This is a genomic window from Paenalcaligenes sp. Me131 (genome assembly GCF_050487225.1).
In the GTDB taxonomy this organism is placed as follows: Bacteria; Pseudomonadota; Gammaproteobacteria; order Burkholderiales; family Burkholderiaceae_B; genus Paenalcaligenes.
In genome coordinates this window covers 468547-484799 of sequence record NZ_JBKQGY010000002.1, presented here as the reverse complement: position 1 = coordinate 484799, position 16253 = coordinate 468547, and the positions used below count along the sequence as shown (strand labels likewise).

General features: G+C 52.7%; 14 protein-coding genes and 1 riboswitch. Of the genes, 7 read left to right on the top strand and 7 right to left on the bottom strand.

The features are described 5' to 3' along the window. Positions 1–4: 4 nt before the first annotated feature. A complete protein-coding gene (locus ACLPHM_RS10360) occupies positions 5–1093 on the top strand; it encodes a metal ABC transporter solute-binding protein, Zn/Mn family (protein WP_430221158.1) in 1089 nt (362 codons plus the stop codon). Here the strand turns inward: ACLPHM_RS10360 and ACLPHM_RS10355 are convergent, their stop codons facing one another. Genes ACLPHM_RS10355 through ACLPHM_RS10345 form a run of 3 tightly spaced genes read right to left on the bottom strand, consistent with a single transcriptional unit; the run spans position 1094 to position 3599 of the window. After that, the gene (locus tag ACLPHM_RS10355; protein WP_430221157.1) at positions 1094–2056 is read right to left on the bottom strand and encodes a tyrosine recombinase XerC; all 963 of its coding nucleotides are present in this window, start codon (positions 2054–2056) and stop codon (positions 1094–1096) included. A 2-nt stretch (positions 2057–2058) separates the two neighbouring features. Then, positions 2059–2700, bottom strand: coding sequence for a DUF484 family protein (locus ACLPHM_RS10350; protein ID WP_430221156.1), 642 nt, complete (start codon positions 2698–2700; stop codon positions 2059–2061). A gap of 38 nt (positions 2701–2738) precedes the next feature. Further along, positions 2739–3599 (bottom strand): lysophospholipid acyltransferase family protein, encoded by an 861-nt coding sequence (locus ACLPHM_RS10345; protein WP_430221392.1) that lies wholly within the window; start codon positions 3597–3599, stop codon positions 2739–2741. 212 nt (positions 3600–3811) lie between these two features. Here ACLPHM_RS10345 and metK point away from each other — a divergent pair, with 212 nt between their 5' ends. From metK to metF, 4 genes are all read left to right on the top strand, one after another. Next, entirely contained in the window at positions 3812–4984 is a 1173-nt protein-coding gene (gene metK / locus ACLPHM_RS10340) for a methionine adenosyltransferase (RefSeq protein ID WP_430221155.1), read from the top strand. A gap of 141 nt (positions 4985–5125) precedes the next feature. Further along, a riboswitch (S-adenosyl-L-homocysteine riboswitch) is annotated at positions 5126–5211 on the top strand. A gap of 73 nt (positions 5212–5284) precedes the next feature. Further along, the gene (gene ahcY / locus ACLPHM_RS10335; protein ID WP_430221154.1) at positions 5285–6688 is read left to right on the top strand and encodes an adenosylhomocysteinase; all 1404 of its coding nucleotides are present in this window, start codon (positions 5285–5287) and stop codon (positions 6686–6688) included. Between the two features lie 56 nt (positions 6689–6744). Then, positions 6745–7101: a phage holin family protein gene (locus ACLPHM_RS10330; RefSeq protein WP_430221391.1), complete on the top strand. Its 357-nt coding sequence runs from the start codon at positions 6745–6747 to the stop codon at positions 7099–7101. After that, the gene (metF, locus tag ACLPHM_RS10325) at positions 7079–7918 is read left to right on the top strand and encodes a methylenetetrahydrofolate reductase [NAD(P)H] (protein ID WP_430221153.1); all 840 of its coding nucleotides are present in this window, start codon (positions 7079–7081) and stop codon (positions 7916–7918) included. The genes ACLPHM_RS10330 and metF overlap by 23 nt, the downstream gene beginning before the upstream one ends. 53 nt (positions 7919–7971) lie before the next feature. Here metF and ACLPHM_RS10320 read toward each other — a convergent pair whose 3' ends face one another. Then, positions 7972–8571: a 5-formyltetrahydrofolate cyclo-ligase gene (locus tag ACLPHM_RS10320; protein WP_430221152.1), complete on the bottom strand. Its 600-nt coding sequence runs from the start codon at positions 8569–8571 to the stop codon at positions 7972–7974. Between the two features lie 134 nt (positions 8572–8705). On the opposite strand from ACLPHM_RS10320, the gene ACLPHM_RS10315 reads away from it, so the two are divergent. Both ACLPHM_RS10315 and ACLPHM_RS10310 read left to right on the top strand, forming a co-directional pair. Continuing rightward, positions 8706–10736 (top strand): lytic transglycosylase domain-containing protein, encoded by a 2031-nt coding sequence (locus ACLPHM_RS10315; RefSeq protein WP_430221151.1) that lies wholly within the window; start codon positions 8706–8708, stop codon positions 10734–10736. After that, complete coding sequence (locus ACLPHM_RS10310) at positions 10736–11884, top strand: hypothetical protein (protein ID WP_430221150.1); 1149 nt, start codon at positions 10736–10738, stop codon at positions 11882–11884. The genes ACLPHM_RS10315 and ACLPHM_RS10310 overlap by 1 nt, the downstream gene beginning before the upstream one ends. Here ACLPHM_RS10310 and ACLPHM_RS10305 read toward each other — a convergent pair. The 3 genes from ACLPHM_RS10305 to ppc form a co-directional block, all read right to left on the bottom strand. Then, positions 11881–13098 carry a class I SAM-dependent methyltransferase gene (locus tag ACLPHM_RS10305; RefSeq protein WP_430221149.1) on the bottom strand — a complete coding sequence of 406 codons (1218 nt, stop codon included), beginning with the start codon at positions 13096–13098 and terminating at the stop codon, positions 11881–11883. The genes ACLPHM_RS10310 and ACLPHM_RS10305 overlap by 4 nt on opposite strands. Positions 13099–13102: 4 nt before the next feature. Further along, the gene (locus ACLPHM_RS10300) at positions 13103–13294 is read right to left on the bottom strand and encodes a hypothetical protein (RefSeq protein WP_430221148.1); all 192 of its coding nucleotides are present in this window, start codon (positions 13292–13294) and stop codon (positions 13103–13105) included. Between the two features lie 72 nt (positions 13295–13366). Beyond that, a complete protein-coding gene (gene ppc, locus ACLPHM_RS10295) occupies positions 13367–16189 on the bottom strand; it encodes a phosphoenolpyruvate carboxylase (RefSeq protein ID WP_430221147.1) in 2823 nt (940 codons plus the stop codon). Positions 16190–16253: the final 64 nt, after the last annotated feature.

Sequence of the window (16253 nt, the reverse complement as noted above, 5' to 3'; positions counted from 1 at the left end):
GCCCATGAATACTAGAGACAGTCAACGTAGGTGGTTACGCCCCATTGGTCGCTATATGGCGCAAGGGGTTGCAGCCATGTCCATCAGCGTAGCAGTGGTGTCCGTTGCGGTAGCCAAGCCTTTGCCTGTGGTGGCAAGCTTTTCGATTTTGGGTGATATGGTCAGCGTGGTGGGTGGCGACGCGGTTGAGGTGAATACCTTGATTGGCCCAAATGCCGATGCCCATGCGTTTGAACCTAGACCAGGTGATGTACGTAAATTGGCCGATGCCCAATTGCTGGTCGTTAATGGTTTGCAATTTGAGCCGTGGTTGGCTGGGCTGGTGCAGTCAGCAGGCTATACCGGTAAGCAGATAGAGGCCACCAAAGGTGTGCAACCGTTGGCTAATCATGGGCACGCAGACGATCATACTGACGACCACGACCACGACCACGACCACGACCACGACCACGACCACGACCACGACCACGACCACGACCACGACCACGACCACGACCACGACCACGACCACGACCACGACCACGACCATGGTCATAGCCATGGGCATGAGCATCATCAGCATGGGCCTCAAGATCCCCATGCATGGCAAAGCTTAGAGAATGCCGTGGTGTATGTAGAGAATATTCGTGACGCGTTGAGTGAAGTGGCTCCGGAGTCAGCGTCGGTATTCCAAGAAAATGCAGCACGCTACATTGAGCAATTGCAGCAACTAGATGCACAGGCTAAGGAGCGTTTGGCCGCTATTCCAACTGATCGTCGCAAAGCGATGGTGTCACACGATGCGTTGGCGTATTTAGGCAAAGCCTACAACATCGAATTTGTGCCGTTGTTGGGGATGTCTAGCCAAGCCGAGCCTTCTGCACGTGAAGTGGCTGATTTGGTAAAACGGGCACGCGCGGAGCACATCACCGCAATCTTTTTGGAAAATGCCGTCAGCCCTGCTTTAGCTGAACAGTTGGCCCGTGAAACGGGGGCGCGCATGGGTGGCACGTTGTATACCGATGCGTTGGCTGAACCGGGCCATGAAGCTGATACCTATTTGGGCATGATGCAGGGCAATCTGCGCACTATAGAGCAGGCTTTGCAACCGTAATTAGGGTTTGCGACGGGCACGGGGGTGCGCTTGGTCGTACACCTGTGCTAAATGCTGAAAATCTAAGCGCGTATAGATTTGAGTGGTGCTGATGTTGCTGTGGCCCAGTAGTTCTTGCACTGCTCGTAAGTCTTGAGCAGATTGCAGCATGTGGCTGGCAAAACTGTGTCGCAACGCATGGGGGCTGATGTCTAACGATAGCCCTGCCTCTAGACAGAGTTTCTGCAAACGGGTTTGCACCATACGCGGGTGTATACGTTTGCCTTGCGCACCCAAAAATAGCGCATGGTAATGTTCGGCATCGTCTGCGGCACTACGCTGCACGCTGCTACGTTGCTGCAACCAACATTGCACCGCATGCAGTGCTTTGCTGCCTATGGGCAGAGAGCGTCTTTTATTGCCTTTACCCAGTACGTGCAGTTCAGCCTCCTGAAGACTCAGCCAACTGGACGACTCATAGCCGGCCTGTTTCACGTAATGGGTATCTAGGCTCACCAATTCACTGAGTCGTAATCCGCTGGAATACAACAACTCAAACATGGCCTGGTCGCGTGCTTGCATGGGGCTGAGGTGTTCCAAGCTTTGTGCTGGCTGGTGATCCAACAGTTGTTGCGCTTGGTCTACGGATAAAGAACTGGGGAGTGGACGCGGGCTTTTGGGGGCCTTGAGTTCAGCGCACGGGTTGGGGTGAGCAGGGTACTGCTCGCACCACCAATGAAAAAAATTACGCCATGCCGCGAGCGTACGCTGCAAACTGCGAGGGTGTAGCCCACCAGCATGCAGCTCAGCCAGTTTTTGGCGTAGTTGAGCCGGTGTGAGCGTGTCAGGCGAGACAGAACCAGATACAGGCAAAATGTGCTGTATATCGTGCTCGTATGCCGCCAGACTGTGCGCTGATAACCGTCGCTCGTAGCGCAGATGATCCAACCATGACTGCACCGTAGCAGAGGCTGGGCTAGACATGATTATTCAGTGCCTCGGCTGAGTGCTGCAGAGCATAGTTGGCCAATGTTCAGCAGGAATTCGGTACCCATGTCCGTGGCAAAGCGCTCTGCTTGCGTCGCACCCATAATCAGTACGCCGGAGTTGTTCTGCGTCACGGGGTGCAGCAACGGTACAACTGCTACCGATTGAATGCTATCCGGCAATAACGCCAGCACTTCTTGGGGTGGGATACCACAGCGCGGAGTCGTTAGCGGTTGGGCGTAGAGTTGCAGATCCTCAGGTGCCTCTGTGGCAACGAAGTCTCCCCAGCAGTGCAGGGCAATGGCGTCCAGATCGAACACTTCGGTTAAGGATTCTTGTATATGCAGTGGCAACTGTGCGGTATCGGTCTCAGCGAGCATGGCGCAGGTCCATGTGCGTAGCTGATCGGCAATACGCTGATTGGCGCTCGCGTTTTCTATCAGTGTATGCAGCTTACGTTCTAGTTCTTTGTTTTTTGCACGCAGCCCCAGAATTTGACGCTCGCCCAACGAGATGGCTCGGCTTTCATGAGGGTGCGGAACACGTAACTCTGAAAAGAGATCGCGATGTTGCAGGAAAAAATCTGGGTGGGTACTCAGGAACTGGGCGATAGCAAGGGCGTTCAGATCAGAGGGACTCATGCAGTATCCTTTGGCAAAAGCGGTAGGCAGCGTTAAGTTTAGCGTAGGTGTTCAGGAATAGGGGGCGCCTCGGGTGGCACCTTGTAGCGGTTGTAGCTCCACAGGTATTGTTCAGGAAAGCGTTGAATCAACGTTTCCATGCCTTGATTGATCAGTAAGGCCATGTCGTCTACGTTGTCAGGAAACGGCTCTGGCAGGCGCAGGTAATGAATTTTCCAGCCTTGGCCTTTGGGCAAACGCTCGCCTGCAGTCAACACAACAGGAACCTTGGTTTGCAAAGCCAGCTTGGCTGCTAAGGTCATGGTGTAGGCGCGTTTTTCGAAGAAGGGCAGCCACACACCATCACCACTACTGGGGACTTGATCCGGCAACATGCCTACCGCTTCGCCACGACGCAGAGCGCGCACGAATTCGCGTATACCTTGCACATTAGCCGGTACTGAATGCAGCCCGGGCGTATCGCGCGAGGCGCGCATGGCAGGCTCTAAAAACGATTGTCGGGGGGGTCTGAACATGACCGTGATGGGGCCATATTGCACTAAGCGACGAGCGGTAATCTCAAAACAACCCAAGTGCGGAGTGAGGTACAACACGCCACGGTTTTCGGCCAACGTTTGTGTAACGATGTCGGAATCGGGGTTTTGGCATAGCGCTAAGCATTGCTCGGTTTGTAGCCATACTTTGGGCAGTTCCATCAGCATGGCACCGGTTTCGGCAGCAGCGCGGCGGGCAAATTTACCCTCGGTGAACCCCGCTTGTGCAGCATTTTCACGCAGCCTATTGTGGTAACGGCCCGGCACAAAATAGACGATAGAACCCGCAAAGCGTCCCAGTGCATGCAGCACGCGCAGCGGCAACGCAGACATCAGACGTAAGAAAAACAACAGCATAAATCCCAGGGCATAATGCCAGAAATTTGTTTATACATTTAAAGATGTGCTATTTTCGCTTAAAATGCAATTTATCGCTGAGTTAACCGACAACTTGCGGAGCGATATGCCAGTTTACTGGCCCATAAACCCGCTAAAGCGTCGCGCCAGATTAAGCCTTTGTGTGTGGTGCAACGCAGCTCGTTTCCTTTTAATACGCATCACTACAGGACGCAAAAGCTGTGGCAAATAACGACTTCTTATTTACGTCTGAATCTGTCTCCGAAGGTCACCCAGATAAGGTTGCTGACCAAATTTCCGACGCCATTCTTGACGCCATTTTCGAACAAGACCCTAACGCTCGTGTTGCAGCAGAAACGCTGTGCAACACCGGGCTAGTTATTTTGGCGGGTGAAATTACCACCACTGCCAACGTAGATTACATCCAGGTTGCACGCGATACCATCAAACGCATTGGTTACGACAATAGCGACTACGGTATCGATTATAAAGGTTGTGCCGTTTTGGTGGCGTACGACAAACAGTCACCCGATATTGCTCAGGGCGTAGACCGTTCTGAAGAAGAAATTCTAAACCAAGGTGCCGGTGACCAAGGTTTGATGTTTGGTTATGCGTGCGATGAAACGCCTGACCTGATGCCAGCGCCTATTTGGTACGCCCACCGTTTGGTACAGCGCCAAAGCGAACTGCGTAAAGATGGCCGTTTGCCGTGGTTGCGCCCCGATGCAAAATCTCAGGTGACATTCCGTTATGTGGATGGCCGCCCGGCAGAAGTAGATACCGTCGTGTTGTCTACGCAGCATGCGCCTGAAATTTCTCAGGAAGACATTCGCGATGCCGTGATTGAGCACATCATTCGCCCTAGTTTCCCTGCCGAACTGCTGACAGAAAACACCAAGTTCTTGGTGAACCCTACCGGTAAATTTGTGATTGGTGGCCCACAAGGCGATTGCGGTCTGACAGGTCGTAAGATCATTGTGGACACCTACGGCGGTGCATGCCCACACGGTGGCGGTGCATTCTCCGGTAAAGACCCTTCTAAAGTAGACCGCTCTGCTGCTTACGCTGCACGTTATGTTGCGAAAAACGTGGTAGCTGCTGGCTTGGCTCGTCAGTGCCAAGTGCAGGTGAGTTACGCCATTGGTGTGGCTGAGCCTATTAACATCACGGTGTACACCGAAGGTACGGGTGTAGTGTCTGATGAGCGTATTGCCGAATTGGTGCGTGAGCACTTCGATCTGCGTCCTAAAGGCATTATCAACATGTTGAACTTGCTGCGTCCTATCTACAGCAAAACAGCGGCGTACGGCCACTTTGGTCGTAACGAGCCCGAGTTCTCATGGGAAGCCACTGATAAAGCTGCCGCTTTGCGTGCTGCTGCAGGCTTAGCGTAATTACTCGCTGACTCAAGAGGCGCTTAGGCGCCTCTTTGTCATCGTGATGCAGATTTTTGTTGTCATAGACCTTAGCTAAAATCAGGGCATTAGGTCTTAGCACGAAGGCAATAAGCAGGTACAATTTACACGTTTTGATTCCTGCCTGAGGAGCGTTGCGACAAACCCCATGCGGTTTGCCAGGCTCAGGCAGTAGCGTTGATTCCCCTCAACGACGCTCACCAGATTCTCGTGCCGAGAAGCCGTGGTGATGCCAGTAGTGTGCCCCGTCGGTTCTCGCACCAATTTATCGGAGCACACATGACTGTTAAAACTGAAGATTACGTGATTGCAGATATTAGCCTGGCAGGCTGGGGCCGCCGGGAAATTGCTATTGCTGAAACAGAAATGCCGGGTTTGATGGCAACTCGTGAAGAGTACGCTGCATCCCAGCCACTGAAAGGCGCACGTATTGCTGGCAGTTTGCACATGACTATCCAGACGGCTGTGCTGATTGAGACACTGGTGGCGTTGGGTGCAGAAGTACGCTGGGCCTCTTGCAATATTTTCTCTACACAAGATCACGCTGCTGCGGCTATTGCTGATGCTGGTATTCCTGTGTTCGCGGTAAAAGGCGAAACCTTGGAACAGTACTGGGAATACGCCCACGACATCTTCAACTGGCCGGGTGAACAAGCCAATATGATTCTGGACGACGGTGGCGATGCCACGCTGTTGTTGCACTTGGGTGCCCGTGCAGAGAAAGACTTGTCCGTATTGGACAAACCTACTAGCGAAGAAGAGCGCGTACTGTACGCCAGCATCCGTGCACGTTTGCAGCAAGACGGCACATGGTACTCCACACGTTTGGCACAAATCCAAGGCGTAACCGAAGAAACCACAACAGGCGTACACCGTCTGTACCAAATGTCCAAACGTGGTGAATTGGCTTTCCCTGCCATCAACGTGAATGACTCTGTAACCAAATCCAAGTTCGATAACTTGTACGGTTGCCGCGAATCATTGGTAGACGGTATCAAACGCGCTACTGACGTGATGGTTGCCGGTAAGATCGCCGTCGTAGTGGGCTTTGGTGATGTGGGTAAAGGTTGTGCACAAGCATTGGCCGCTTTGCGCGCTCAAGTGTGGGTGACTGAAATTGACCCTATTTGCGCACTGCAAGCCAGCATGGAAGGCTACCGTGTAGTCACCATGGAAGAAGCCGCTGACAAAGCGGATATCTTCGTGACAGCTACAGGTAACTACCACGTGATCACACGCGATCACATGGAGCGCATGAAAGACCAAGCTATTGTGTGCAACATTGGTCACTTCGACAACGAAATCGACGTAGCCGCGATTGAAGATCTGCAATGGGAAGAGATCAAACCTCAGGTTGATCACGTTATTTTCCCAGACGGTAAACGCATCATCTTGTTGGCACAAGGCCGCTTGGTGAACTTGGGTTGTGCAACAGGCCACCCATCGTTTGTGATGTCTGCTTCTTTCACGAACCAAACTATTGCGCAAATCGAGCTGTTTACCCGTGGTGAAGCCTACGAAAGCGGCCAAGTTTACGTATTGCCTAAACACTTGGACGAAAAAGTAGCACGTTTACACCTGAAAAAGTTGGGTGTTAACCTGACAGAACTGAGCCAGCAACAAGCTGACTACATTAACGTTCCTGTAGATGGCCCTTACAAACCAGGCCACTACCGCTACTAAACGTGTAGAGCAGGGCATTGCATTGTGCGATGCCCTTTTTTAAAGGGAGATTCATGATGATCTTATTACTGATCTGGATTCTGAATGCTGTGGCACTACTTGTAGTCGCCTATGTGCTGCCGGGGATTCATGTGGCCTCGTTTGGCTCAGCCATGATTGCTGCTGTGGTGCTTGGCCTGCTCAATACTTTAGTGAAACCAGTGTTAACACTATTGACGTTGCCCATTACGATTGTGACATTGGGCTTATTTCTTTTGGTCATTAACGCACTGGTATTCTGGATGGCTGGCTCGATCTTGAACGGCTTCCAGGTGGATGGTTTCTGGTGGGCGGTGATAGGGGCCGTTATTTATAGTGTGGTCTCTGGATTCTTATCAAGGTTATTAGTCAATGGCACAGAAACAGTCGCTTAGTCTGGAGTTTTTTCCCCCGCGTGATATTGCCGCGCAGGAAAAGCTGGTACGTACTGCTAAAACGCTGCAGGGGTTGAATCCAGCCTATGTGAGTGTGACCTTTGGGGCGGGTGGTTCCACCCGCACAGGCACTGTGGGAGCCGTCGATCTACTTCAGAACTTAGGTTTTGATGTGGCTCCCCACTTGTCCTGTGTGGGGTCTACACGTGCCGAACTGTTGGCGATAATGGATGACTACCGCGAGCGCGGTATCAATCGTATCGTGGCGTTACGGGGTGACTTGCCTTCCGGGATGGGGGGTGACGCGGGTGAACTGCGTTATGCCAGCGACTTGGTGCGCTTGATTCGTGAGCACAGTGGTGATCATTTCAATATTGAGGTAGCAGGCTACCCTGAAATGCACCCTCAAGCTATCAGTATGGAGACAGATTTGCAGCACTTTATTCACAAGGTGCAGCAAGGCGCGAACAGTGCAATCACGCAGTATTTTTTCACCGCGCATGCATACTTTGACTTTGTGCAGCGTGTGCGTGAGAAAGGCCTAGATATTCCTATCGTGCCCGGCATCATGCCTATTACTAACTCATCGCAGTTACTGCGCTTCTCGAATATGTGTGGTGCAGAGATTCCGCGTTGGATGCGTTTGCGGTTGGCCGACTTTGGTGATGATCGTGCATCCATTCGTGCCTTTGGTGTGGATGTGATTGGTCGCCTATGCCAAGACTTGCTAGATGGTGGTGCGCCAGGTATTCACTTCTACACCTTAAATGGTGCAGATGCGTCGATGGCTATATTGCCTAAACTCACGTTTAAGTAAGACGTGGCTGTACATAAAAAAGGGGCTTGTAAAAGCCCCTTTTTTGTTGCCGCTTACACCGTTGGTGCGGGTTTAGCCCAGCCCTTGTCGGTCAGCACAGCATCTAATTGGAAGTCGTGATCTTGAGGCGTGTATTCCTCAGCGGATAAGTCACCGCATGCCCATGCCAACCCTACGGTTAGGAAGTGGTGGTTTTGTTCACGTAGAGCAGCCAGAGTACGGTCGTAATAGCCTTTGCCGTAGCCTACTCTATCGCCTTGACGGGTAAAGCCTAAGGTGGGGACCAGCACTAAATCAGGGGCAGGGGCTTCTACGGTGGTGTCGGGTTCTTGTATGCCAAAAGCACCTGTTTTCATTTCGCCTTCGGGATCCCAGCATTTAAATTGTAACGCTTGGTCAGGGCCTAGCACGGAAGGTAGCGAAACTTGCATGCCTTCATCAGCCCATTTGTACAGTAAAGGCTGCAGTTCTGGCTCGTCTGGCATGGACCAAAAACCGGCTATATGCGTGATGGGCGCTTTGTTTTGCTCTTTACGGGTTTTGTTGACGCCAGCAACCCATGTGTACAACCGACCGCGCATCAGCAGGGCTCCGCGGCTTGTATCGGATTTTGCTTGTTGTTTACGTTTTTCTAGCAGTCTTTGTCGTAACATAATGAATTGGTGTCCTACAGTCAGGCGATTCCGCCCAGCACGTTCTCAAGGCAGGTAAAAATATGAGTGCAAAGCCCTTAAGGTATCAGAAAAACGAAGCGGTTTCACATCCCGTGTTACCTTCACCGCTTTCCATGTTGACAATAGCCTTGTCAGTGTTGGGGTTGGCAGCATGTTCGGGGGCTCAATCCAGTGAACATGCAGAAAAAAAGATAACAGCTGAACCGCCGGCTGCACAGGTAGCGGTGGTAGAACCTACATTGCCTCGCATGGCGGTAGCACCTAGCGTGCCGCCACAAGCACGGCAAGCAGTGCTGCAAGCCAAAGATGCGTTGGACGCCAAACGTTGGAATGCCTTGCCAGCGTTAGCTAGCCAAGCTAAAGATGATGTCGTACTGGGGGCTTATCCGCAGTACTGGTCATTGCGCCAACAGCTACAGGACCCAAAGAACGTTGCTCCAGCCGACTCACTACGCCATTTCCTACGTACGTATCCTGATCACTATTTGGCAGAGCGCCTAAAAGGTGATTGGTCGATTATTGCCGTACGTGGTGGTGATTACGCGTTGATTAATGAATTGAACGCTGCTGATCTGGGCAATGCACAAACACGCTGTGCACAAAGCTATGCGCGTCATATGGCGGGTCAAGCTATAGACAGCCAGACGGTGCTGTCGCAGTTTAAACCTGGCGCTACGTGTTGGACCATGTTGGATCAGTTGTATGCTGATCAAGCTATTAGTTGGCAAGATGTACGTGGTTTGATGCGCAATGCGTTAGAGCAAGGGAAAGCAGCCGAGGCGCAACGTTTGGCTGCGATTATCTTCACGCCAGCGCAAATGAAAGACTATGCGGCCTTGTTGAAGTCGCCGCAGCAGTGGTTAAAAGCTCAAGGGGCTATTAAAGACCGTGGGCAACAAGAGTTAGTGACTTTGGCATTATCGCGTTTAGCACGAGATGAAAACCGGGCCACACAAGCGGCATACATACAGCAGAATTGGCAAACCCGTATTCCACGCGAGAATATCGATTGGGTATGGGGTCAGTTTGGGTTAACGACCGCATTGCGTGTAGAGCCTGACGCTGCACGTTGGTACCGACTCTCTGGGGCTACACGAAAAACAGATTACAACCACGCTTGGGAAGTACGTGCTGAGCTGCGTGAGCCTGTGATTGATTGGTCGAAAGTGCAGGAAGCTGTAGAAAAAATGTCACCGCAGCAGGCTGCAGAGCCAGTATGGGTGTACTGGAAAGGTCGTGCGCTGCAAAGCCAAGGCCATACAGCAGAGGCCAATGCGTTGTTTGAGTCCATTACGGGTGACCTGAACTTCTATGGTCAGTTGGCGCACGAAGAACTGGGCAGATTGCCGCAATTGCCAGCACGCCCTGCTAGTGTGAGCGCTCAAGAAATTGCCGACATGCGTTTGCATCCCGGTTTGATGCGTTCGTTAGAGTTATTCCGTTTGGGTTGGCGTCCAGAGGCCGTATCAGAGTGGTCGTTTGCGCTGCGTGGTATGAGCGACAGACAACTGCGTGCAGCAGCTGAGTTGGCTCGCCAAGAGCATATCTATGATCGCGTGGTGAATACCTCGCTGCTGACCCGTAATGAAATCGACTTTGATCAGCGCTTTATTGCCCCGTTTGAAGACCGTGTAGCTGAAAAAGCCGAGTTGGTGAGCCTAGACCCAGCATGGGTATACGGGTTGATTCGCCAAGAGTCGCGCTTTATTACCGATGCACGTTCAGGTGTTGGCGCATCGGGTTTGATGCAGTTGATGCCAGGCACAGCGAAATGGGTAGCGAACAAAATTGGCATGAGCAACTTTACGCCTTCTAGCGTGAACGACTTCGATACCAACACCATCTTGGGTACTAACTACTTGAACATGGTGTTGCAGCAGTTAGATGGTTCTGAGGTATTGGCGTCTGCCGGGTATAACGCTGGGCCAAAACGTCCGATCTTGTGGCGTTCACGTTTGCAAGCACCCGTAGAGGGCGCCATCTTTGCCGAGACCATTCCGTTTACAGAAACCCGTTTGTATGTGAAAAACGTACTGTCCAATGCGACGTATTACTCCATGATGTTTACGGGTGAGCCTCAGTCGTTGAAACGCAGATTGGGTGTGATTTCGCCTACGGCTAACAGCGTGGCGGCATTGCCTTAATGAATGCTGCGGGCGTAGAACAAAAGCTAGCAGCGTTACGGCCTGCAACCCACGATCGCTATATCGCGGGGTTGCAGGTGTACGTGGTGGGCGGGGCAGTGCGTGATGCGCTGCTAGGTCTACCTGCTGGTGATCAAGACTGGGTAGTGGTGGGGGCAACGCCTGAGGCCATGCAAGCGCGTGGCTTCATCCCTGTAGGGGGCGATTTCCCCGTGTTTTTGCACCCACGCACCAAAGAAGAATACGCACTGGCACGCACCGAACGTAAGTCGGGCAGAGGCTACCAAGGCTTTACCTTTTATACCGGTACTGAAGTCACCCTAGAAGATGACCTGCGTCGCCGAGACTTGACCATCAATGCGATGGCCTTGGGTGCTACCGGTGGAATTGTTGATCCCTTACATGGGCAGGACGATTTAGAAGCAAAATTGTTGCGTCATGTGGGGCAAGCCTTTGTAGAAGACCCTGTGCGCCTACTGCGTTTAGCGCGTTTCGCTGCCCGTTTTAGTACCTTCAGTATTGCCACTGAAACAGAGCAATTGGCCAAGCAATTGGTAGCTGATGGTGAAGTGGATGCGTTGGTGCCTGAGCGCATTTGGCAGGAATTACGTAAAGCCTTACATACCCAAGCGCCTTGGCGCTTTGTGCAGGTGTTGGAGTCTGTGCAGGCTACGCAGCGCGTCATGCCAGGGTTGCAGTATGACGCCCGGGTAGAGCAAGCGCTACAGCTAGCTGTGCAGCGTAATCTAGACAGCGTGCAGCGCTATGCGGTGTTGTGCGCAGTGAGTGATGCACCATTGGATCTGGCTAACCGCATACGTGCTTCAGCCGAGTGCAGAGACTTGTCGCAATTGATGTCGGTCTCACTGACACATGCCGCCTTGGAGCAGGATGCTACCGCCGACACACAGCTGCAATGGTTGGAAAAGGTAGATGCGTTACGCAGACCAGATAGGTTCGCTCTGCTATTGGGGGCCTTAGCGTGCTACCGCCATGTAGAGGACGCGTTGTGGTTGCAGCGCTTGAATGCTGTATTGCAAGTAGATGCGGCGAGTATTGCCCGCCAGTATGCCGGACAGGGGCCACAAATACGGGCAGCTGTACAGGCTGCCCGCGTGATGGTGCTATCTGGTTTGATGACTCATTAAAGGCGATCGCGACGGTCGCCGTTAAAAAAGCCTATTAGTGGTGGATCTACGTCTTTACCCAAGGCCAGTACTTTAAACAGCTCACCCATTTCAGCTTCAGACAGCAGTTTTTGTACAGCGCCCACTGTGTGCGCCCAACGGGCGGTGGCTTCAGCATTTTGGCTGTCTGGTGCCTGTCCTAAACGCTGTGCTAGGCCACTGTTGAGTAAGAAACGCCCTTGTGCGGTGTAACCCAGCACGTCCAATCCACCTTCTAACGCAGCATCCGCCATTGCCGTGAAATCTACGTGCGCGGTGATGTCTTGCAGGCCGGGGTAAAGCAGCGCTTCAGCGTGTGCGTAATGACGGAAGTGGCACATCAACGTGCCTTCTTCTCGCTGACCATGGTAGTACTCATGGCGGGGAAAGCCGTAGTCGAATAACAAGATAGCCCCGCGTTGCAGCCATTGACCTGCGCCTTTTACCCACGCTTCGGCTTGCAGATTGATTTCTGTGCGGTAGCCCGGAATGTTGGGTAAACGCTCTTCGGCAATGGCAGCAAGCTCAGGCGCGGCGGGTTTGGCTGCCCATTGGAAAGGGCTGACTAAGGGGCCGGTAGCAGTAGCGGGGTCGGCAAGCGTGACACCTACTTCTAGGATGCTGCCGTCGTCAGCGCGTTGCACCATATGTACGGGCATGGCATCTAACACTTCGTTGGCGATCACGCAGCCAACAAAGTTCTCAGGCAATTGCTGTAGCCATTGCACCTGCGAACCAAACTCTGCCAAGGTGTGTTGCTGGCGTTGTTGTAGATCTGGCGATAATTCCAAAATAGCGTAGTTGGCTTCAATGCCTAGGTCTGCCAAGGCTGGGATGATAGATTTCGCCCACGCGCCTGTGCCCGCACCAAACTCCAAAATATTGACGCTACCTAATTGCTGCAGCACTTGTTGAATTTGCAGGGCAACGGTTTGGCCAAATAAAGGGGTGAGTTCGGGGGCGGTAGTGAAGTCACCTTGTGGCGAGGTGCTACCAAACTTTGTGCTGCCACCAGTGTAGTAGCCATAACCGGGCGCATATAAGCACTCATGCATCCAGCGATCAAACGGTATAAAGCCGGATTCAGCGTGGATACGAGCACTTAATATGTGGTGCTGTTGGTCCAATAGGGCGGTCAGTTCAGGCTCCAACATAGGAAGGCCTGAAGGCATATGGGGAGTTTGCAGCAGTTTCATGTGATCAAGACGAGGAAGGCGGTTCAGATTTGTCGCGTTGGCGTGCTTCTAGACGCCGTAGTTCAGTGAGCATGCCAATAAGATAGCTGATAGCAGTGGCACTGATCACTGCCAGCAAGAAATTGCTGAAGATTATCCACAGCGGTATGCAAAGGATAATGGCGCGCCAGATGGGGCGTTGCAAGAAAGCTTTCATGGCATAAACAATAACCGGATAGGGTATTGTAGCCTGCCTGCCGGTAGCTAGACCAGCAGGCAGGACAAGGCTTTAGCCCGAATTACGTAGACCTGCAGCAATACCGTTGATGGTGATGTGTATGGCCTCTTGCTCTTCGGTGGCTACCTCTTGAGGGTGCTGACGCAATCGACGCAGCAACTCGACTTGCAGGTGATTCAGCGGGTCAATGTAAGCAAAGCGTTCGGTCAGTGCAGCTTGCAGGGCAGGGTCATGCTCCAGCAAGGTGTGTTCTGTTAGCAGTGTAAATAGCGTGCAGCAACGTTGGTATTCTTCGCGTATCGCCCCAAAAATACGCTGCGCTAGGTCGGCGTCAGGGCACAGTTGAGCATAGGCCTCACCAATATCCAGATCGGTTTTGGCCAGCACTTGCTCCATGTTAGACAGCAACGTGCGGAAGAACGGCCAGTCTTTGGCCATGTCTCGCAGTTGTTGTAAGCGCAGTTCTTGCGTGCGTGGGCCACCGGCTATGCCTTCGTCTAAGTAACGCTGAATGGCACTGCCTACCCCGTACCAGCCAGTGATAGGCAAACGGCATTGCGCCCATGAGAATCCCCATGGAATAGCACGCAAGTCTTCAATGGTTTGTGAGGCCTTGCGGGATGAGGGGCGTGAACCAATGTTTAACCCAGCAATTTCACGAATAGGGGTGGCGCTGAAGAAGTAGTCGTTAAAGCCAGGGGTGTCATACACCAACGCACGGTAACTGTCGCGCGCCGCATCGGACATAAATTGCATGGCCGCGCCATATTGACCTACATGCAGGTTTTCTACATCGGTAGAGCTGTTTAGGCTGGCCTGCAGCGTAGCGGCTACCAGCATTTCCAAGTGCCAACGGCCCACGTCGGCATTTTTATAACGGCCCTGAATGATCTCGCCTTGTTCAGTGAGGCGGATTAAACCATTCACAGTGCCCGCAGGTTGCGCCAAGATCGCGTCAAAGCTTGGGCCACCGCCACGGCCCACCGAACCGCCCCTACCGTGGAATAGGCGCAGTCGCACATGGTGCTGGTCAAAGACCTCTACCAATTCGCGCTCGGTTTGATACAGCGACCAGTTAGAGCATAAATAACCGCCATCTTTATTACTGTCGGAATAACCCAGCATGACTTCTTGTACGGAGTCTTGGGCATGGCGTATACGAGCCGAGACCTCAGGCAAAGCCAAGTAGGCTGCCATGATGGCGGCACCACATTGCAAATCGGGAATGGTTTCAAACAGAGGAACCACCATCAAGCCCGATGAATCACGATCGTGCAGGCCAGGAAGAATCAGCCCCGTTTCTTGTTGCAGCACCAGCACTTCTAGCAAGTCGCTTAAGGTTTCGGTGTGCGACACGATACTTTGTTCAATGGCGCGATAACCGTATTGCTTACGCGCTTTAGCGGCATAACGCAGGATGGCCAGTTCTTTTTCGGTTTCGTCGGAGTAGCTGAGCCACGGCGATACCAGTGGTCTAGTTTCGGCTAACTCTTGGCGTAGCAGGGCGACACGGTCTGCTTCACTCAACTGACTGTATTGCACAGCGTGGCCTTGGAATTGCACTCCCGCTGCCAGAAACAATTCATGCAATACGCGCTCGTGTACGTCAGAGCTTTGGCGCAAGTCTAGTGTGGCCAAGTGGAAGCCAAAGATACTGACTGCTTGCATCAAATTGCGCAAACGTAGATCAGCCACAGCCCCTGCATGGCTAGCTTGCAGCGAGTCGGCAATGCATTGCAGATCAGCCAGCAGTGCCGCAGGTGACTCATAGGCAGGAGCCGCGTAGGTGTGGTGCATTGCCAAGCTTTTGCCAGTGAGGTGCTGGCTGGTGGCTGCGACGCGCGCATAGAGATGAATGCAGGCGCGTCGGTAAGGCTCATCCACACGGTGCGGGGACTGGTCTTGGCTAGCAGCCGAAAGCGCCATCAGGGCGTCGCTAGCCGGAGCTAAGGATTCCGATAATGACAGCTCAGTACCTAGGGCTTTGATCTCACTTAAATAGTGGCGCAGTGCGGTGCTGCTTTGATGCAGCAAGGCTTGTTCTAGTGTGTTGGCATCCACGTTGGGGTTGCCGTCACGATCGCCGCCAATCCAACTGCCCATGCGCAAGAACGTAGGTAGGGGGCGCAATGGTGGTAGGTTTAAGGCAGTACGCGCTGTGGACGGTGCAGGGTGCAGCAACAAATCCAAATCGTGATACAGCTGCGGAATAGCCTGAAAAAAGGTATGCGGATAGTAAGCCAGTGCGTTGTCTATCTCATCCATCACGGTAAGCTTGTGTTGACGCAACATGCGTGTTTTCCACATGGTAGTGATGAGCGCGGTTAAGCGGTGACGCAACTGAGGCTGGTGACCGGTCGCTTGTTGATCCAGTAGCGGCAGCAGTGCAGCAATAGCTTGGTGTAACGCCAATGTACTTTGACGTTGTACCTCGGTAGGGTGAGCCGTTAGTACCGGCACAATGCAGGCTTGTTCTAAAAAGGACAGCAGTTGTTCAGGTTCAGGCTGCTTGGCAAATAAGGCCAAGGCGTATTCCAGCGAACCGGGTGTTTGGTCTGGACTATGTTGTCGACGTTGGCGAGTCTGCTCGCGGTCCTCGGCAATATTAGACAGGTGTAAAAAGTACGCAAAGGCCCGTGATACGGTGTGCGCATCCAATAAGCTGAGTTGCGGAATATCTGCGGTGAGAGCCCGTAATTCGTTTTGGTCTCCCGTGCGTCGGTAGCCTACGGCGCTGCGTCGCAAGCGCTCAATAATGTTGAAAATATCAGCCCCGTCGGTATCGTAAATCACGTCTCCCAGTGCTTTGCCTAACAATCGTATGTCTTGGCGTAATAAAGGAAGTTGGTTAGGAAGTGATTGCGATTGGGGCATGATGTCTCCTTTAGTGTGGTGGGGCCGGTATGGTTCCTATAGCACTGTGCAGGCATTTAGCTGT